Origin of the sequence: Streptomyces sp. NRRL S-1022 (assembly GCF_000720135.1) — a bacterium.
Classification (GTDB): Bacteria; Actinomycetota; Actinomycetes; order Streptomycetales; family Streptomycetaceae; genus Streptomyces.
Window position 1 is genome coordinate 264,702 of the sequence record NZ_JOIU01000008.1, and the last position, 18,289, is coordinate 282,990.

The window sequence follows — 18,289 nt, forward strand, 5'->3', positions numbered from 1 at the left end:
GGGCTCTGTGCGGCGCGGCAGTTGGCTGCGCCGGGAGCGGTTCCCCACGTTGAGAGAAGGTCTTGTCCATGGCATGTCGGATCGGTGAGCTCGTACTCGGTTGCCGTGAACCGGAGGTGCTGGCGCGGTTCTGGTGCGAGGTCCTGGACTTCGTGGTGCTCGACCGGGAGGAGGACGGCAGCATCGAGATCGGGCCGCGCGAGGGGTTCGGCGGGCCGCAGCCGACGATCTTCCTCAGCCGCCGGGACGAGCCGGAGCCGGGGAAGTCGCGGCTGCACATCGACGTCAACCCCACCGACCGCGATCAGGACGCCGAGCTCGAACGCCTGCTGGGGCTCGGGGCGCGCCCCGCCGACATCGGTCAGACCGGCGAGGAGCAGTGGCACGTCCTCGCCGACCCCGAGGGCAACGAGTTCTGCCTGCTCAAGGGCCGCCTCAGCCCGCTCTGACGGCCGACGGCACCCGGTGGGCGGCCACGTAGTCCCGCGGGAAGCGGGCCGGGTCCCGGTGGTACCTGTCCAGGGTGTGCTCGGCGAAGGTCCTGCCGGTTCGGGCCACCTCTTGGAGGGGGGCCAGGTAGGCCAGGGTTTCGGGGCGTTCCAGACCCGCGGTGACGCGGGCCCGGAGGCCGGTCTCGCTCAGGTGGAGGAGTTCGGCGGCCAGGTCGCGTACCGGGCGGCCGGCGAGGGTGGCGTCCATGCCGCGCAGGGCGATGTCGTCCAGGGCTTCGAGGTGCTGCCGGGGGGTGATGCCGCGCAGGAGGTCCCGGACCGCCGCCCGGGCGGAGGCGTCGTACGTCAGGCCGCTCCAGAAGGCGGGGACCGCTGCCAGTGCCGGGTAGGGGAGGCCGTCCACGGCCCGCAGTTCCAGCGTGTCCCGGAGCCGGACGTCCGGGAAGATCTGGGAGAGGTGGTCGCGCCAGTCCTGGAGGGTCGGCCTGGTGCCGTCCTCGAAGCCGTCGGTCAGCAGCGTGCCGAAGGGCACCGGCGGCACCCGCTTGCGGCTGCCGTCCGGTGTGCCCCGGTGGATCATCGGCAGGCCGAGCGCCCAGTCGATGAAGCGGTCGATGGTGAAGTCCTCCCGCAGGGTCACCGGGACGACCCGGGTGCGGGCCGGGTCGGCCAGGCTCCAGAACTGCATGCGGCGGGAGAGCGCGCCGCACGGTTTCCCGTTCTCCAGCGGGGCGTTGACGAAGAGCGCGGCGGCCGGGGTGGAGGCCGCGGCCTGGACCCGGAGCTTCTCGGCGAGGTCGGCGGGTGAGGTGTAGTCGAAGGACACCTGGGTGGACAGGATCATGGACATGATCCGGGGGCCCCACATGCCCTCCCGGCCCAGGCTCTCGAAGTGGTCGCGCATGATCGCCGTACGGGAGTGCGGCATCCACCGCACGTCCTCGAAGGCCGTGCACGGGTACTGCGCCCCCGGTACCAGCGCGAAGCCGAACCGGTCGGCCGCGGCGGCGAGTCGGCGCAGGGCGGCGTGCACGAGGTCCATCAGGTCGGCCACGCAGCGCGCGGGCGGCGACGAGTACTCCACCGCTCCCCCGTGCTCCAGCGAGACCTGTCCGCCGTCGGGGAGCCGGACACCGACCAGGGTGCCGTAGTCGTGGACGGCCTCGACGCCGGGTTCGGCGGCCAGGGCGGCCAGGTAGGCGCCGATGCCGGACTCTCCCGCGTAGGGGATGGCCGTACCGGTCTGCGGGTCCAGTGCGGCCGATTCGATCTCGATGCCGACCAACTCGTCCTGCGTGTTCCCCTCGAACACGCTGCGCAGTTCGGCCGGTGACAGCGATGGAGCGGCGGAAGCGATGGACATGGCACACCTTGAGGTCGCGAGGGATGGGGGCAAGCCCGCAAGGGAGCAAGGAGCGAGGGCGCGAGAGGGCGAGGGAGCGAGAGGGCGGTGAGGGGGCGCTGGGGTCCTTCAGCGGGGACAGCGTGTCACGGGCGGGGCTGCCGTGCCGTCGGATATGCGGGGTTCTGTCGGGAAGTTGACGCGTATTCGTCGGGTCGGCGGCCGTACGGCGTCCACCCTTACGAGGGACAGCACTGCCGTATCAGTCGGTTGCCGTGGGTTCGGGCCGGGGGCCGGACTCCAGGCGTACGGGCATGCGCAGGGCGGCGAGGAGTTCGTACAGCGACAGGCCCAGTTCCGCGCTCACGTCCTGGGCGAGCCGCTCCGGGAGGCCGCCCGCCCGCTCCCTGCCGAGGAGCGTCATCCAGTCCCCCGGCCGCGCGCCCGGCACGTCCGTCACGTCGAACTGGGCGCAGTCCATGCCGGGGCGGCCCGCCATCGGGCAGTTCCGCCCGTGCAGCAGGCCGGTGAAGGCCGGCGCGGGGCCCCGCAGCCCGCGGGAGAAGCCGATGGCGACCGTGGCCAGGCGGCGGCCGGGGGCGACGGCGGCGGTCCGGTCGTAGCCGAGCCCCTCCGCGCGGGTGACGGTGACGAGGTCGAGGACCCGGGCGCGTACGGCGACCGCGGGCCGCAGCCGGCCCAGGCCGGAGTCCGCCCAGCCGGGCAGGTCGCGGCTGGACGGCTGGAGCAGCCCGTACAGGCCGATGCCGGGCCGTACCCAGTCCGTGCCGTGCAGCGCCGGGGGGTGCAGCAGGCCGTGGGTCGCGGCGAGCGAGGCCGCGAGGTGCCGGCCGAGCACCGCGCGCGCCCGGGCCACCCGCGACCGGAACGCGGCGGCCTGCTCCGCCGTCTCCCGCGCGTCCGCGGCGGAGCTGGACAGATGGGCGAAGACCCCGGCCACCCGGACGGCGGCGCGCGCCCGGTGCAGCCGGTCGAGCACGGTGTCGAAGTCCCGTTCCTCGCGCGGCCCGAACCGGTTGAAGCCGACGTTCGTGCGCAGCCACACGGTGACGGGCTCGGCGCGCCGGCGGGCCACGGCTTCGTGGCGGCCGATCTGTTCCGGGCCGGCGACGGCGGCCATCAGCCGGTACCGGGCGCAGGCCTCGGCGTTGCCGGCGACGTCGACGTCCATCACCAGGACCGGCACGCCGATGCCGTGTTCGCGCAGCGCGGCGCCCTCCGCGACGGTGTCGACGGCCAGCGCGCCCACGCCCGACTCCAGCAGCAGGCCGGCCACGACCGGTGCACCGAGCCCGTACCCGTCACCCTTGAGGACGGGCATGATCCGCCGGCCGCCGGCCGCCGCGCGCAGCACCGCCAGGTTGTGGCGCACCGCGTCGGCGGAGACGGTCTTCTCCAGCCGGGCGGCGGTCAGGGAGGCGAGGGAGCGGTGTGCCGCCACCCCGGTCCCGGTCCCGGTCATACGGCGTCCGGGGCCGTCCGGTCGGTCCGGTCCGCGCTCCCGGCGGCAGTCGTCGCAGTCATCCAGCGCTCCTCTGGGTGGACGGCCGGCGGGGCCGCCCCCGCGGGCCCGCGCCGTCCAGTCATTGAAGACGCGGGGTGACGCCGGGACCAGATCCCATTCCGGCCCCGCGGCGGTGGCCGCCCCCGGCTCGTGCGCCCCACGCGCCCACCCGGTCCCGGGCGTCCGCCCGTACGCCTGGGCACCGCCGTCCCCGCACCCCGGGCCGCCGCCCCGGCAGCCCGCCGTTTCTTTACGTTTCCCTGACGCCGGGGCCGGATCCGCACTCCCTCCTCCCCGTGTCCTCCCCGGTGTCCGGATCGTGTCGGAGAAGGGGAGTGCCATGGAAGGCACCGTCGTCGCAGTGGTGGTCGTCGCCGTCCTCCTGCTGCTCGTGCTGAAGAGCGGGATGCGGGTCGTCAACCAGGTGGAGCGCGGGGTGGTGTTCCGGTGGGGCAAGGCGCTGGCCGGCTACCGGCAGCCGGGCGTCACCTTCCTGATCCCGTTCGCCGACCGGATGCGCAAGGTGAACGTGCAGGTGGCAACGATGCCGGTGCCCACCCAGGAGGGCATCACCCGGGACAACGTGTCGGTGAAGGTCGACGCCGTCGTCTACTTCCGGGTCACCGACCCGGTGCGCGCGGCCATCGAGGTGCAGGACTACGTCTTCGCCGTCGGCCAGGTCGCCCAGTCCTCCCTGCGGTCCATCATCGGCAAGAGCGACCTGGACGACTTGCTGAGCGACCGCGAGCGGCTGCACGAGGGCCTGGCCCTGATGATCGACAGCCCGGCCGCCGGGTGGGGCGTGCACATCGACCGGGTGGAGATCAAGGACGTCCAGCTGCCCGAGTCGCTGAAGCGGTCGATGTCGCGGCAGGCCGAGGCCGAGCGGGAGCGGCGGGCCCGGGTCATCACCGCGGACGGTGAGTTCCAGGCCGCGCAGCAGCTCGCCAACGCCTCCCGGATCATGTCGGACACCCCGGAGGCCATGCAGCTGCGCCTGCTGCAGACCGTGGTCGAGGTGGCCGCCGAGAAGAACTCCACGCTCGTCATGCCGTTCCCGGTGGAGCTGCTGCGCTACTTCGACCGGGCGGCGAAGAAGATCGGCGCCGAGGTCACGACGGAGTCCGCTGCGGCGCCGGCTCGGCCGGAGGCCGCACCGGAGCAGCCCGTCGAGCGGCCGTAGCCAGCGCCAGGGTCACGCAGACCGAGCCCGCCGCCATCGCGGTCATCGCGGCGGCGGGCGAGGTGAACTGGGCCAGCGTCCCCGCCGCCGTCGCGCCGACGCCCTGGAGGGTGAGCGTGCCGGCCGAGTGCAGGCCGAGTGCCTGGCCGGCCATGGCGTCGGGGGTCAGACGCATCAACCGCTCCTGCTGCACCAGGCTCGCCCCGAAGCCGACGGAGGCCACGGTCACACAGACCGCGGCCACCGGCACCGCCGGGTGCGCGGCGAACAGCAGGTACGGCGCCGCCAGCAGGAGCAGCAGCGGGGTGGCCAGACGGGTGCGGACGGCGGCGGGGAGCAGCCGGCCGACCGTCACGTCCCCGGCGAACATGCCCAGCGCCCCGCAGGCGAACAGGGTGCCGGCCGCGTGCGGGGCGTACGACACGTACAGCGACTCGCAGCCGACGACCATGCCGTTGGGCAGCCACAGGCCCAGGTAGGTCAGGCGGCGCGGCCGGGACGACCACAGCTCGGCGTTGGCGCGCCAGGTCGCCGAGGCCGAGGGCCGGCCGGTGGCGCGGGGCGGCCGGGCGGTCAGGCCGAGCCGCAGGACGAGCGCGGCCACCAGGTACAGGGCCGCCGCCAGCAGCAGGCAGGTGCGCGGGGAGAGCGCGGCGAGCAGGGCGCCGCCGGTGGCGAACCCGGTGACCTGCATCAGCCCGCTCGTCATGTTGAACAGCGAACGCCCGGGCAGGTAGCCGTCCTTGGCGAGGATCTCGTTGAGCAGCCCCCAGCGGACCCCGCCGCCGAGCGAGGCGACCAGGCCCAGCAGGAGGACGACGGTGAGGAGCACGCCGGCCGGCAGGCCGGGCAGCGCCTGCACCGCCGTACCGGCCGCGAAGAGCAGCGCGATCGCGGTGAGGGCCGTACGCGGGGGCAGCCGGTCGGCGCCGGACAGCAGGAAGGTGGCGCCCAGCACCTGGGCGAGCGACGGGCCGAACATGCTGAGCGCCGACAGCAGCGGGGAGCCGGTGGCCCGGAACACGAGTGTGCCGAGGGCGAGACCACCGAGGGTCTGGGCCGCGGTGTTCGCGGCCGCGCCGAGGAGGAGCGGGGTGAACTCCGGGGTGCGGAACAGGGATCGATAGCTGGGCATGCCCCGGAGTCTCGGCGGGGCCGCGAACGGCTCGTTATTGTTTCGCCGACACGCGAAAGGCCGCGGACGCGGAAGGTCGCCGGCGCGGTCCGGCCACGGGAAGTCGCCGACGCGGGCGCGAACGGTCGCGGTCGCGAACGGTGGCGGTCGCGAACGGTGGCGGTCGCGAACGGTGGCGGTCGCGGTCACGAACGGTCATGGGGCCTGCGGGCCGCACGGGACGGGGGCCTACGGGCCGCACGGGAGGGGGGCCGCATGGGGTGGTGGCAGCTCAACGCGGACACCCTCGCGCGCAGCCGGTTCGTCATCTCGCCGCTCGCCGAGACCTTCGCCTGCCTGAAGCTGCTGCACGCCGGGCACGGGTCGCATCCCGGTGAGCACGCCTGGCTGGGCGGCCACCTGCCCGGCTACCGCGCCCGGCTCGCGGCCGACCCCGTCACGGCCCGGCTGGTGCGGGCGGGACTGGGCCGGGAGTGGATCGCCGACTTCCTCACCCCCGCGCCCCGTGCCGGGGAGGGCTTCGCCGAGGAGGTGGCCCGGGTGCGCGCGGCCGGTCCCGGCGCCGCCCGCGCCCAGCTGCGGCTCTCCCTCGCCGGGCCGCTGCCGGCCGAGCTGGACCGGGACGACCTGCCGGAGCGGGCGGCCGGGCTGCTGGAGTGGGTGTGGCAGGAGACCGTACGGCCGTACTGGGAGCGGCGCCGGCGGGTACTGGAGGCGGACGTGGTCGCACGGACCGCGCGGGTGAGCCGGGACGGCTGGGCGGGCGTGCTGGACTCGCTGCGGCCGGGCGGCACCCGGTGGCTCGGGGACAACCGGTTCCAGATCAATCTGCACGAGTACCCGCCGCGCGAGATCTCCGGCGCCGAGCTGGTGTTCGTGCCGGTGACCGCGCAGCGCACCGGCTGGGTGTCCTGGGAGGAGGGCCGGCGGTACGCCGTGGTCTATCCCTGCACCGGCGTACTGGCCGGGGACGGCGGGCGAGCGGTGCCCGCGGGGCTGGGCGCGCTGCTCGGGGCGGCCCGGGCCGGGGTGCTCGTGCTGCTCGGCTCCCCCATGAGCACCAGCCAGCTGACCGCCGTCACCGGGCAGGGCCTCGGCTCGGTCGGGCGGCATCTGCGGGTGCTGCGGGAGGCGGGGCTGGTGGAGCGGCAGCGGGCCGGGCGGTCGGTGCTGTACACACGGACGGCGGCCGGGGACGTGTTGGTCGAGGCCGGGCAGGGGCGCCGTGACCCGGCGGGGCTAGCATCCGGGCATGACGACTACTGACCACAACGTGCTGGATGTCGAGATCGGAGCGCTCACCGGCGGCTCCGCCAACCTGCCGCAGTACGCGGGCAAGGCCGTGCTCATCGTGAACGTGGCCTCCAAGTGCGGCCTGACCCCGCAGTACTCCGGGCTGGAGAAGCTCCAGGAGCGGTACGCCGAGCAGGGCTTCACCGTGCTGGGCGTGCCCTGCAACCAGTTCCTCGGGCAGGAGCCCGGCACCGCCGAGGAGATCGCGGAGTTCTGCTCGGCGACGTACGGCGTGACCTTCCCGCTGACCGAGAAGGTGGAGGTGAACGGGGAGGGCCGGCATCCGCTGTACGAGCGGCTCACCGGATTCGCGGACGCCGAGGGGCACAGCGGGGACATCCGCTGGAACTTCGAGAAGTTCCTGATCGGGCGGGACGGCCGGGTCGTCGCGCGGTTCTCCCCGCAGACCGAGCCGGAGTCGGACGAGGTGGTCTCCGCGATCGAGGCCCAGCTGGGCTGAGCCTCGCGTACCGCATCCTCCTGGTCCCGGACCGGGCGGTGAGCCCTCTCGGCAAGGACGGCGACTGGTCGAGAGGGCTCTCCTGGTGGAGCTTGTGCAGTTGTCGTCCGGGCCAGGGTCAGGGGGAACCCCTCACGCCTTGACCGAGGTCACGAAGGCGTTCCACGCGTCGGCGGGGAAGGCCAGGACCGGGCCCTCGGGGGTCTTGGAGTCGCGGACGGCGAGTTCGGCGGCGGTGGGCGACTTGACCTCGACGCAAGCGCCGTTGCCCGCGGAATAGGAGGACTTCATCCACGTCTCCGAAGCGCCCTGAATCAGTGCCATGTCCACTCCTGTTGCGAGTTGCGGTAGTGCGGTTCACGCCAACCATGTCGACTGATTGGCGTGATCGACGCTACCGGGCAACTGCCTCTGCCGGAGTAGTCGTTCACTCAACCGGATGGCATATTCCAGGTGAGCCTTCCACTGGAACCGATCGACGGTGTACGATCCCGCGCTCCTCATGGCACCGGCTCAATCCGCGTACAGTTTCGCCATATCCGCGATGAATTGCCGGGAAGCTTCCACATTGAGGGACTGTGCCCGCAGGTGCTCGTACATCACGGCGTACTTCTGCACGTCCTGCGCCTTCTCCAGGTACAGGTCGCTGGTGACGCCCTCCAGGTACACCACGCTGGAGTCGGCCGCGTCGGCGAACTCCAGGATCGCGTACTGACCGTTGAGCCCGGGGTGCGCGCCCACCTCGAACGGCAGCACCTGCACGGTGACGTGCGGCAGCTGGGACATCTCGATCAGGTGCTCCAGCTGTTCCCGCATCACCGGCTTGCTGCCCACGAGCCGGCGCAGGGCCGCCTCGTCCAGCACCACCCAGAGCCGGAGCGGGTTGCTCTCGGCGGTGATACGTTCCTGTCGGCGCATCCGGACCTGGACGCGCTTCTCGATCTCGGCCGTCGACGTCTCCGGCAACGCGCCCTGCACCAGGGCCTCGGCATAGGCGCGGGTCTGCAACAGACCGGTCACCAGCTGGGGTTCGTACACCCGCAGCGACTCCGCGTCCGTCTCCAGCCCGATGTACACGCTGTACGGGATGTCCCCGAAGGTGTGCCACCACCCCTGCTGTCTGGAGTCCCGGGCCATCTCCATCAGGGAGTCGACGATCCGCTGGTCCTCGACCTCGTACACCCCGCACAGGTCGCGCACATCGCGCTGGCTGATGCTCCTGCGGCCGTTCTCCAGCCTGCTGATCTTCGACTGCGACACCAGCAGCCGCTCCGCCACCTCTTCGGCCGTCATGCCCTTGAGCTCGCGCAGCCTGCGCAGCTCCTGGCCCAGCCGGCGCCGCCGGACGGTGGGATTGACATTGGACGCCACGGGACGTGCACCTCCGGCTGCCTGCCTGTACTTGACACTTTGCGTATCTGCTGTTGAGCAGACTGCCACCAAGGTGCTTTCTACCGCTGGGAAACGAGGGATATGCGGCGCCGCCTCGAACTCGTGGACGCAGTCGAGCGGGGCGGCGAGACCACGAAGGTCTCGCCGCCCCGCTCGGACCAGCGGCTCCCGAACCGGGTCTGTGGGGGCCGGGACGGCGGATCAGTGGGCCACGGCGCGCGCCATGGACCCGCGGTGCGGCTGCATCGGAACCCCGCGTGCGGGTTCCGGCGCGGGCCTGGCGCCGGGCGCGGCCGGGCGGCCGCCCGCGGCCGGGCCCCGGCGCGGCTGGGCGGCCGCACCGTTCTGCACGTCCATCACGGCGTGGGCGACCAGCCCGCCCATGGGGTCGTGCCGGATCAGGTCCCGCAGCCGGGACCGGGACGAGCGCCCCTCGTTCCCCGGGTACAGGTGCTTGCCGAGCCCGACGGCGTGCGCCAGGGCGGCGAGCGCCGCGGTCCGCGGGTCCGGCGGTACGCCGGTGCGGATCGCGGAGTCCAGCCGGGCACGGATCTCCCGGCTGATGTCGTTGTCCGTCGCCTGATAGCGAGTCGTCGGCAACACCCCGCACATCTGGCCCGCTACGGCGGCGACCATGCCGCACCGCTCCAGATGCGACAGGTAGGTCTGGCGCAGCCCGAGTCGGGGCCCGCCGATCCAATGGACGGCACGCACGGGAGCGCCACGCCTTCGCAGCAACTCCAATGCGCAGTCCAGAGTCGGATCTCCTGTCGGCCGTGGTACCACCACGGCGATACGATCCCCGTCTGGGGCTATCCGTCCGGCCAGCGCCAGCTCCACTAGCTGTGCACCGGCCAGACCGAGGTCGAGCGACTGCGGCTGTGCAGTGGTACCCGTGGCCGGGTCCAGTGCCAGCAGCAGAAGCTCCTCCGGAAGTGTTCTGCGGCTCCTGCCCATCCATGCCTCCCCGCGTGGATGAATGACAGGGTGACCCCTCTCACATTGGTCTGTCGAGGGTGCGTGACCGGTTCGTGAGGGAACCGGCAGGTATGTCGTTCTCGTCTACCGCAGGGGCCAAGCCCTCACACAGGACACTGGTACATGGTTCGGACAGAGCGCGCGGGTTGAGCGCGCGGCGCATGAGGAGGCATCGGTGGCGGGCGAGTCCCCCGACAGGTCGAAGCAGCGCGAGTCGTCGGCGGAACCGACGTCGGGGAGCGCGGATTCGGTTCCCGAGGCGCGTGATCCGCGTCTGGCCGTGTCCCGCGAAAAGGATTCCTCGGGCGCGGGCGGGGACACGGCGACGAAGATCCTGACGGTACGGCCCGACACCGCCCTGCACGAGGCGGTGTCTTCCTGGGTACGCGCCCCTCACCCCGACACGACTGCAAAGTCCTCCACCTCGGACACCGACCCTGAGGGGTCGTCTGAGGCGGGTCGCGGGGCGGGCGTTCCGTCAGGGACGAAGGACGCGGAAACGGAGGACTCGTCTGCCGCCGGGGTGGAGGCAGAGGGGTCGTCCGACGCGCGGGCCGAGGCCGAGGCCGAGGGTTCGCCTTCCGCGAAGGCGAAGACCGAGGGCTCCACGGCCGGGTCCGAGGCAGCGTCCGGCACGCAGCCGCAAGCGGACACCGACGCCGACGCGAACGCGAAGGCCGAGTCCGGGAACAGCGGGACCGGATCGAACGCCGGGACTGCGGACGGCAAGGCTGCCGCGGGCGGCAAGACCGGCGCTACGGCCAAGCCCAAGGCGGCCGGCAGGGCCGGCAGGGCAAGCGCGACTGACGGCAAGGCTGCCGCAGGCGACAAGACCGGTGCCGAGGCCGACACGGCCCGCAAGGCAGGCACGGCTGACGGCAAGGCTGCCGCGGGCGGCAAGACCCTCGCGGGCAGCAAGGCCGAGGCAGGCGCCAAGTCCGAGGCGGACTCCGAGGCCGGCGCGGGCGATGAGGCCGGCACTGGCGGCGAGGATGTCGCGGCGGGCAAGACTCCCGCCGGGGCCGGCGCGGGCGCCAAGCGTGCCGCCGGCGGCAAGGCCCTGCCGGGCGGCAAGACCGGTGCCGGGGCCAAGGCCGACGCGGCCGGAAAGGCAAGCGCGGCTGACGGCAAGGCTGCCGCCGACGACAAGGCCCTGCCGGGCGGCCAGACGGCCCCGGGAGCCAAGGCTGTCGTGGACAGCAAGGCCGACGCCGGAGTCAAGGGCGACGCCGGGGTCGAGGCCGACGCGGGTGCCGAGGCCGACGCGGGTGCCAAGGCCGACGCGGGCAGCAAGGCCGACGCGGGCAGCAAGGCCGGTGCCGGGGTCAAGGGTGGCGCAGCCGAGGCGGTCGAGGACGGGTCCGAGGACGCCGATGGCGGGGACGCCCCTCAGGGGCCACCCGCGGACGACGACGAGAGCCGCACGGGTGGTGCGGGTGGGAACACGGACGCCGACGGCGAAGCCGAGGCGGAAGGCGACGCGCCGCAGACGACCCGCGACGCCGAGGCGGAAGGCGACGCGTCCGACGCGATAGAGCCCCCCGTCGATCAGCCGACCGCTGTGTTCAAGGCGCCCCGGCCCAAGAAGCCCGAGGTCGACCAGCCGACGACCATGCTGAAGCTCGGCGGCAAGCCGAACGCGCCCGAGTCCGACGCCGAGCGCACCAGCAAGTTCGTCGCGCTCAGGGACGACCTCCGCAAGCCGCCCGCCACCCCCGAACCGGCGACCACCCCCAAGCCGGCCGCTCCCGACGCCACCACCCCCGTCCCCCAGGTCGGACCCGAGCGCACCACCCAGCAGCCGCTCCCGCCCAAGCCCCCGCTGGACCTGCTGGCGGAGCTGACGAACACGCCGCCGCCCCCGGAGACCCCGGTCCGCACGCTGGTGCGGAGGGTCAAGATCTGGACCCCCCTGGTCGCGCTCCTGGCGGTCGTCTTCGCTGTCGTCCAGGCCGTGCGCCCCCTGCCGGCCCCCACCCTCGCGCTCACCGGCGAGGAGACCTACACGTTCGACGGCGGCCGCACGACCCTGCCGTGGCCCGGCGAGGGCCAGGGCTGGATCGACGCGGACGGCATCGGCACGATGGGCCACTTCGGCAAGCAGACCCCGGTCGCGATCGGCTCGGTCGCCAAGACGATGACCGCGTACATCATCCTCAAGCACCACCCGCTGAAGCCGGGGCAGGAGGGTCCGAAGATCGAGGTGGACGCGAAGGCGGAGAAGGAGGGCGGCTACGACAAGGCGGGCGAGTCCACCCTCAACACCGTCAAGGCCGGCGACCACCTCACCGAGAAGCAGGCCCTGTCGGCCGTCCTGATCCCCTCCGCGAACAACATCGCCCGGCTGCTCGCGCGCTGGGACGTGGGTTCGGAGACGGCGTTCGTGAAGGAGATGAACGCCACCGCCAGGGAACTGGGGATGACGCACACGAGGTACACCGACCCCTCGGGCCTGAAGGAGACCACCGTCTCCACGGCCGAGGACCAGGTGAAGCTGGGCCGCGCGTTCGTGAAGGTGCCGGCTCTGGTCTCGATCAGCAGCGCGGCCAGCTGGACGGACCCCTCCGGCCACTTCTGGCCGAACTACAACGAGCTGCCGTACCGCATCGGCGCGATCGGCATCAAGACCGGCTCCACCACCGCGGCCGGCGGCAACCTGCTCTTCGCCTCGCGCAAGCAGGTCGGCGGCCGGACGGTCACCCTGGTCGGCGCGATCCTCGGCCAGCACAAGCCGAAGATCCTGGAGACGGTCAACGCGGTCAGCAAGACCGCGCTGCTCGCCGCCCAGGACGCGCTGACCTCGTCGAAGATCCTGAAGAAGGGCGCCGTGGTCGGCTATGTGGACGACCGGCTCGGCGGTCACACCCCGGTCGTGGTCACGCGGGACGTCACGGCGGCCGGCTGGGCCGGCATGAAGGTGCGGCTGTCCTTCACCCGGGGGACCGTGCCGCACACCGCGAAGGCCGGCACCCGGGTCGGCACGCTCACCGTGGGTGACGGCACCTCCGGTGCGGTGAAGGTTCCGGTGGCCCTCCAGAAGGATCTGGCCGAGCCCGGTTTCGGCGCCAAGCTCACCCGGCTGGGCTGACCGCCCCGCCTCCGGCCCGCCGCGCACCCCGCCCCGGGGAGCCCCCGCCCGGGGGCCCCGGGGCGGGGTGCGTGCTAGCGTCACGAATCGGGGCAGGTCGCCGGTTCCGTGACAGGGCCGTGGACCGGACGGTAAGCGGCCGGACCACCGAGGGACGCGGCCGAGAAGAGAAGACGGGACACGGGGAGTGCCTTCAGGTGGCCACAGCGGAGCCGACACGCGCCGACAACGCAGATCCGGACCCGGGAGCGGGCTCGCGAATACGCCTGCCCGCGACTGACGCGGACAGCCGTGCTCCGGCGGCACGCCCCGGGGCCCGCACGCGTCTGCTCACCGCGCTGGAGCCCCTCCGGCAGCGGATGCTCCGGCATCCCGTGCTGTCGGTCACGGTGCTCGCCGGTGTGCTGCACATCATCTGGTTCTTCACGTTCGCGAACAGCGGCGGCGACCTCGCGGCGCAGGACGCCTGGGCGGAGTTCGTCGGCCGGCACCCGGACTCGGCGTACAACCTCGCCTGGTACGGGGGCATGCACCCGGTGTCGTACAGCGTGGTGTCGCCGTACCTGATGTCGGTCCTCGGTGTCCGGACGACGATGATGATCGCCGGGACGGTGTCGGCGGGCCTGCTGACGCTGGTCCTGATCCGCAGCCGGGCGGTGAGGAACCCGCTGTGGGCCTCGCTCGGCGGGGTCGCCGCGTTCCTGGCCAACGCGATCTCCGGGCGGGTGACCTTCGGGCTCGGCACGATGTTCGCGCTCGGCGCGGTCGCGGCGGTGTTCTGCTGGCCGTACCGGTGGCGGTACAAACGCTGGGCGAAGGCCCTGGCCGCCGCCCCGCTGGCCGCCCTCGCCACGATGGCCTCGCCGGTCGCGGGGCTGTTCGTGGGCCTGGTGGCGGTCGCGCTGTTCCTGCAGAAACGGCGGCCGGGCGCGTGGGCTCTGGGTCTGGCGCCGACGGCGGTGGTCGCGGTGTCGGCCTGGCTGTTCCCGTTCTCCGGCACCCAGCCGATGGGTTTCGGCTCGGTGGTCATGCCGCTGCTGTACGGACTGTTCTGCCTGTACCTGGCGCCGAAGGAGTGGGTGACGGTCCGGCTGACGGCCGCCGTCTACAGCCTCGCGGTCGTCCTGGTGTGGCTGATCAGCTCGCAGATCGGGTCCAACATCTCGCGGCTGCCGATGATGTTCGCGGGTGCGGCGCTGGTCGCGGTCCTGCCGTACACGGTGCCGAAGACCCGCAAGTGGTACGTGGCCGTGCTGGCCCTGCTCGGCTTCGCCGGCTGGATCGGCTTCAAGTCGGTGGACGACATCATCCACACCACCCCGGCCGCGTCCTGGGCCCGTGAGCTGGCGCCGCTGATCAACCAGCTGCAGAAGCAGGGCGCGGAGCAGGGCAGGGTCGAGGTGGTCCCGGCCCGCTCCCACCGGGAGGCCTCGGCGCTGGCGCCGGACTTCAACCTGGCCCGCGGCTGGAACCGGCAGGCCGACATGGAACGCAATCCGCTCTTCTACGACGACACGCTCAACTCGGCGAACTACCACGAGTGGCTCCAGCGGTGGGCCGTGCACTACGTGGTGCTGCCCAAGGACGACCCGGACGGGGACGGTGGCGAGCGGGAGCGGGCGCTGCTGCAGCGCGGGATGCCGTATCTGAAGCAGGTCTGGGGCGACGCCAACTGGCAGCTGTTCAAGGTGACCGATCCGGCGCCGATGGCCGAGCCGAACGCGGTGGTGGACCGGGCCGAGCAGGGCGAGATGATCCTGCGGGTGCGCAAGCCGGGCCGGATCCTGATCCGGATCCCGTACTCGCCCTGGCTGAGCGTCGTCGACGAGCGCGGCGACAAGGTGAAGCCGCCGCAGCCGTCCGGCACGCCGAAGTCGTACCGCAACGTCGACGGGTGTCTGACGCAGACACCGGAGGACGCGGACGGGGACCGCTGGACGGTGCTGCTGGCGCCGAAGGCCGGGACGTACCGGTTGGCCGCGCCGTACCAGCTGCCGCGCGGTACTCCGTGCCCCGACGGGCTGAAGTGAGGGTCCGCGCTCAGCGCAGCTCGGCCACGTAACGGTCCGTGCCCGGCACCGTCGGGATGAACGGGGCCGCGAGTTCCACCCGGCCCAGACCGGACTCGGCCACCTGATCGTCCAGGCCCCGGAAGTGCTCCTCCCAGCACTCCCGGGGGTCCCGTTCCAGGAACCACAGCAGGGTCAGCCGGGTGTCCACGCCCTCGACCTGCTTGACGTAGGTCATGCGGTCGCCCGGCAGCGGGGTCGGCCGGAACACGGTGACCAGGGCGGACGGGGAGCCGGTGAGGCGGCGCGGGAGGTGGCGGTCGCGCAGCCACCGGAGCAGTTCGGCGCGCTGTCCGGGCGAGTCGGTGTCGACGACCTCCAGCACCAGGCCGGCGTAGGGGTGGTCGAGGGCGTGCACGTCCCGGGGCCCGGCGGCGCCGTCCCGGTACACCGTCGTCTCGTGGTCGTGGAAGGCGGTGAGGACGTGGGTGCGGTCGTGGTAGACGCGGGCGTCCCGGTTGAGGCGCCTGTTGATGGCGACCGTCCACTTCATGTGGTCGTCGTAGCGGCCGGCGGTGATCCAGTAGGTGCAGAGGTAGCAGCCGGCGGTGACCGGCCGGGCGACCGCCGACTTCTCCGGGTAGCGCAGGAACTGGAGCTCCCGGGTCGCCACCCAGCGGCGGCCCGCGTGCATCCAGGGCATGGCCATCGCGCCGGCGTAGTAGTGGTCGTCCTCGTACCAGCGGTTGTAGGCGTACTCGTGGCCGGGGTGCGGTTCGACCAGGGTGATCAGGGCGTGGCCGGGGCGGACGCCGTACGGGCCGACGGCGGCCAGTTCGGCGTACCGCTCGCTGCGGGTGTCGTCGCTCATGCGGTTCCCCTTTCCTGCGGTCGCCCATACTCTGACGCCCCGTCAGGTGAAGCGCCATACCGAAGGAGGGGCCATGTCCCTGCTCGCGGGCAAGACCGTCGTCGTCTCGGGCGTCGGGGCCGGGCTCGGTCACCAGGTCGCGGCGGCCGTCGTACGGGACGGCGGGAACGCCGTGCTCGGGGCGCGCACGGAGGCGAACCTGGCCCGGAGTGCGGCCGGGATCGATCCGGACGGCTCGCGCACGGCGTTCCGGGCGGCCGACATCACCGACGAGGGGCAGTGCGAGGCGCTGGCGGGACTGGCGCGGGAGCGGTTCGGCGGGATCGACGCGGTGGTGCACGTGGCCGCCTGGGACTCGTACTTCGGCGGGCTGGAGGACGCGGACTTCGCGACCTGGCGGGCGGTCGTCGACGTGAACCTGCTGGGGACGCTGCGGATGACCCGGGCCTGTCTGCCGGGGCTGCGGGCGCGCGGGGGCGGGTCGGTGGTGTTCATCGGCACGCAGTCGGCCGTGGCCGCGCCCTCGCAGGTGAGGCAGGCCGCGTACGCCGCGTCGAAGGGGGCGCTGACCAGTGCGATGTACTCGCTGGCGCGGGAGCTGGGGCCGGACCGGATCCGGGTCAACTCGGTGCTGCCCGGGTGGATGTGGGGGCCGCCGGTGCAGGCGTACGTCCGGTTCACCGCGCACACGGAGGGGGTGCCGGAGGACGAGGTGCTGGCGCGCCTGACCGAGCGGACGGCGCTGCCGGAGCTGGCCACCGACGGGGATGTGGCGGACGCGGTGGTGTTCCTCGCCTCGGACCGGGCGCGGGCCATCACCGGGCAGTCGCTGCTGGTCAACGCGGGTGAGCTGATGCGTTGACGAGGGGTGGGGCCGATGTACGCGTGTTCATATGAGTGAACAGAGGTCAGTTAGCGGAACATTTTTACCGTGACTTGACCTTCCTCTTGCTTGTCGTGTTCATGTGCTCGCACCCACGATCGGGCACATGAACAGTCTCGACTGGGCCGTGCTCATCGGCTACTTCGGTGTGATGGTCGCGATCGGCGTCTGGTCGCACAAGCGCGTGGACAACGTCTCCGACTTCTTCACGGCCGGCGGCAAGATGCCCTGGTGGCTCTCCGGCATCTCGCACCACATGTCGGGCTACAGCGCCGTGATGTTCACCGGGTACGCGGGCATCGCCTACACCTACGGCGTCACCTCCTTCATCACCTGGTCCTTCCCCATCGCGCTCGGCATCGCCATCGGGTCGAAGCTGTTCGCACCCCGCATCAACCGGCTGCGCTCCCGGCTCCACGTGGCCTCCCCGCTGGAGTACCTGAAGAACCGCTACAACCTGCCCACCCAGCAGGCGCTCGCCTGGTCGGGCATGCTGCTGAAGATCGTGGACGTGGGCGCCAAGTGGGCGGCGATCGCCACCCTGTTGTCGGTGTTCACCGGGATCTCGCTGAACCAGGGCATCCTCATCACCGGCGCCATCACGGCCGTGTACTGCACGATCGGCGGCCTGTGGGCGGACGCGCTGACCGAACTCGGCCAGTTCGTCATCCAGTTGCTGGCCGGCATCTCGATGTTCGTCGCGGTCGTGCTGAAGCTGGACGACAAGAACATCGGCTTCCTCGGCGCCTGGGACGAGCCCGCGCTGCACGGCCACGGCAAGCCGCTGGTCGGCCCCTACGGCACGGTGTTCCTGCTGGCGTTCCTGTTCATCAAGCTCTTCGAGTACAACGGCGGCATGCTCAACCAGGCCCAGCGGTACATGGCCACCGGCAGCGCCCGCCAGGCCGAGCGCTCGGCCCGGCTGTCCGCGATCCTCTGGCTGGTCTGGCCGGTGGTCCTGTTCTTCCCGATGTGGATGTCCCCGCTGCTGGTGCACGCGCAGAAGCCGGACGGCTCCGACTCCTACGCCCTGATGACCGAACAGCTGCTGCCGCACGGCCTGCTGGGCCTGGTCATCGTCGGCTTCTTCTCGCACACCATGGCCATGTGCTCCTCCGACGCGAACGCGATCGCCGCCGTGTTCACCCGGGACGTGGCGCCGGTGCTGTCGGCCGGCGCCCGGGGCTGGAACGACCGGTCGGGACTGATCGCGGCCCGCGTCACGACGGTCGTCTTCCTCGGCCTGTCCATGGCGGTCGCGACCCAGGTCAACTCCCCCGCCTTCAAGGACATCATCACCGTCGTCATCAAGTGGGTGGCCGGTCTCATGGGCCCGATCGCGATCCCGATGATGCTCGGCCTGCTCCGCCCGTTCCGCCGCTCCGGCCCGACGGCGGCGCTCACCAGCTGGGCGGCGGGCCTGCTGGCCTTCTGGCTGGTCAACTACCCCGTCAACTGGAACGTCGACGGCGGCGTCCCGCTCCAGTACCAGGTCTCGATCCCGCTCGCGGTCTCCCTGGTCCTCTACGTCCTCATCGGCTACCTCAAGCCGGAGGACACCCCGGCCCGCCTGGCCGTCATCGAGCGGGTCAACACCGACGGCGACGAGGGCGCCGCCGCGGCCGTGCCGGTTCCCGCGGGGGCCGGGGACGACGTGGTGGGAGCGCCGTAGCTCCCC

Annotated in this window: 15 protein-coding genes; 8 read left to right on the forward strand and 7 right to left on the reverse strand. The window is 72.4% G+C overall.

The genetic code is table 11. The features are described from left to right. Nucleotides 1-68: 68 nt before the first annotated feature. A complete protein-coding gene (locus IG05_RS0111720; protein WP_030341710.1) occupies nucleotides 69-449 on the forward strand; it encodes a VOC family protein in 381 nt (126 codons plus the stop codon). On the opposite strand, the gene IG05_RS0111725 is transcribed toward IG05_RS0111720, so the two are convergent. Both IG05_RS0111725 and alr read right to left on the reverse strand, forming a co-directional pair. Then, complete coding sequence (locus IG05_RS0111725) at nucleotides 436-1,815, reverse strand: glutamate-cysteine ligase family protein (protein ID WP_030341712.1); 1,380 nt, start codon at nucleotides 1,813-1,815, stop codon at nucleotides 436-438. The genes IG05_RS0111720 and IG05_RS0111725 overlap by 14 nt on opposite strands. A 241-nt stretch (nucleotides 1,816-2,056) precedes the next feature. Further along, nucleotides 2,057-3,277, reverse strand: a complete 1,221-nt coding sequence (gene alr / locus IG05_RS0111730) for an alanine racemase (RefSeq protein ID WP_030341713.1) — start codon at nucleotides 3,275-3,277, stop codon at nucleotides 2,057-2,059. A gap of 382 nt (nucleotides 3,278-3,659) precedes the next feature. Between alr and IG05_RS0111735 the strand changes: the two genes are divergently transcribed. Beyond that, nucleotides 3,660-4,502 (forward strand): slipin family protein, encoded by an 843-nt coding sequence (locus tag IG05_RS0111735; protein WP_030341715.1) that lies wholly within the window; start codon nucleotides 3,660-3,662, stop codon nucleotides 4,500-4,502. On the opposite strand, the gene IG05_RS0111740 is transcribed toward IG05_RS0111735, so the two are convergent. Further along, nucleotides 4,432-5,637, reverse strand: a complete 1,206-nt coding sequence (locus tag IG05_RS0111740; protein ID WP_030341717.1) for a hypothetical protein — start codon at nucleotides 5,635-5,637, stop codon at nucleotides 4,432-4,434. The two genes, IG05_RS0111735 and IG05_RS0111740, sit on opposite strands and share 71 nt — an antisense overlap. 255 nt (nucleotides 5,638-5,892) lie before the next feature. Here IG05_RS0111740 and IG05_RS0111745 point away from each other — a divergent pair, with 255 nt between their 5' ends. Both IG05_RS0111745 and IG05_RS0111750 read left to right on the forward strand, forming a co-directional pair. Then, nucleotides 5,893-6,903 carry an ArsR family transcriptional regulator gene (locus IG05_RS0111745; RefSeq protein ID WP_051789723.1) on the forward strand — a complete coding sequence of 337 codons (1,011 nt, stop codon included), beginning with the start codon at nucleotides 5,893-5,895 and terminating at the stop codon, nucleotides 6,901-6,903. Continuing rightward, on the forward strand, nucleotides 6,890-7,390 hold the full coding sequence (locus tag IG05_RS0111750; RefSeq protein WP_030341720.1) for a glutathione peroxidase: 501 nt from the start codon (nucleotides 6,890-6,892) through the stop codon (nucleotides 7,388-7,390). Before IG05_RS0111745 ends, IG05_RS0111750 begins: the two co-directional genes overlap by 14 nt. 132 nt (nucleotides 7,391-7,522) lie before the next feature. Here IG05_RS0111750 and IG05_RS0111755 read toward each other — a convergent pair whose 3' ends face one another. The 3 genes from IG05_RS0111755 to IG05_RS0111765 form a co-directional block, all read right to left on the reverse strand. Continuing rightward, nucleotides 7,523-7,714: a DUF397 domain-containing protein gene (locus IG05_RS0111755; RefSeq protein ID WP_030341722.1), complete on the reverse strand. Its 192-nt coding sequence runs from the start codon at nucleotides 7,712-7,714 to the stop codon at nucleotides 7,523-7,525. Nucleotides 7,715-7,903: 189 nt separating this feature from the next. Further along, nucleotides 7,904-8,761 (reverse strand): helix-turn-helix domain-containing protein, encoded by an 858-nt coding sequence (locus IG05_RS0111760; RefSeq protein ID WP_030341724.1) that lies wholly within the window; start codon nucleotides 8,759-8,761, stop codon nucleotides 7,904-7,906. Between the two features lie 222 nt (nucleotides 8,762-8,983). Continuing rightward, nucleotides 8,984-9,739 (reverse strand): GOLPH3/VPS74 family protein, encoded by a 756-nt coding sequence (locus IG05_RS0111765; RefSeq protein ID WP_030341726.1) that lies wholly within the window; start codon nucleotides 9,737-9,739, stop codon nucleotides 8,984-8,986. Nucleotides 9,740-10,283: 544 nt separating this feature from the next. Between IG05_RS0111765 and IG05_RS0111770 the strand changes: the two genes are divergently transcribed. Next, on the forward strand, nucleotides 10,284-12,848 hold the full coding sequence (locus IG05_RS0111770; RefSeq protein ID WP_420707582.1) for a D-alanyl-D-alanine carboxypeptidase: 2,565 nt from the start codon (nucleotides 10,284-10,286) through the stop codon (nucleotides 12,846-12,848). Between the two features lie 197 nt (nucleotides 12,849-13,045). After that, nucleotides 13,046-14,878 carry a hypothetical protein gene (locus tag IG05_RS0111775; RefSeq protein WP_030341730.1) on the forward strand — a complete coding sequence of 611 codons (1,833 nt, stop codon included), beginning with the start codon at nucleotides 13,046-13,048 and terminating at the stop codon, nucleotides 14,876-14,878. A 10-nt stretch (nucleotides 14,879-14,888) separates the two neighbouring features. Here the strand turns inward: IG05_RS0111775 and IG05_RS0111780 are convergent, their stop codons facing one another. Then, entirely contained in the window at nucleotides 14,889-15,728 is an 840-nt protein-coding gene (locus IG05_RS0111780; protein WP_030341731.1) for a hypothetical protein, read from the reverse strand. A gap of 73 nt (nucleotides 15,729-15,801) precedes the next feature. Between IG05_RS0111780 and IG05_RS0111785 the strand changes: the two genes are divergently transcribed. Both IG05_RS0111785 and IG05_RS0111790 read left to right on the forward strand, forming a co-directional pair. Beyond that, nucleotides 15,802-16,590 (forward strand): SDR family oxidoreductase, encoded by a 789-nt coding sequence (locus tag IG05_RS0111785; protein WP_030341733.1) that lies wholly within the window; start codon nucleotides 15,802-15,804, stop codon nucleotides 16,588-16,590. A gap of 127 nt (nucleotides 16,591-16,717) precedes the next feature. After that, nucleotides 16,718-18,283 carry a sodium:solute symporter family protein gene (locus IG05_RS0111790; protein ID WP_030341735.1) on the forward strand — a complete coding sequence of 522 codons (1,566 nt, stop codon included), beginning with the start codon at nucleotides 16,718-16,720 and terminating at the stop codon, nucleotides 18,281-18,283. Nucleotides 18,284-18,289: the final 6 nt, after the last annotated feature.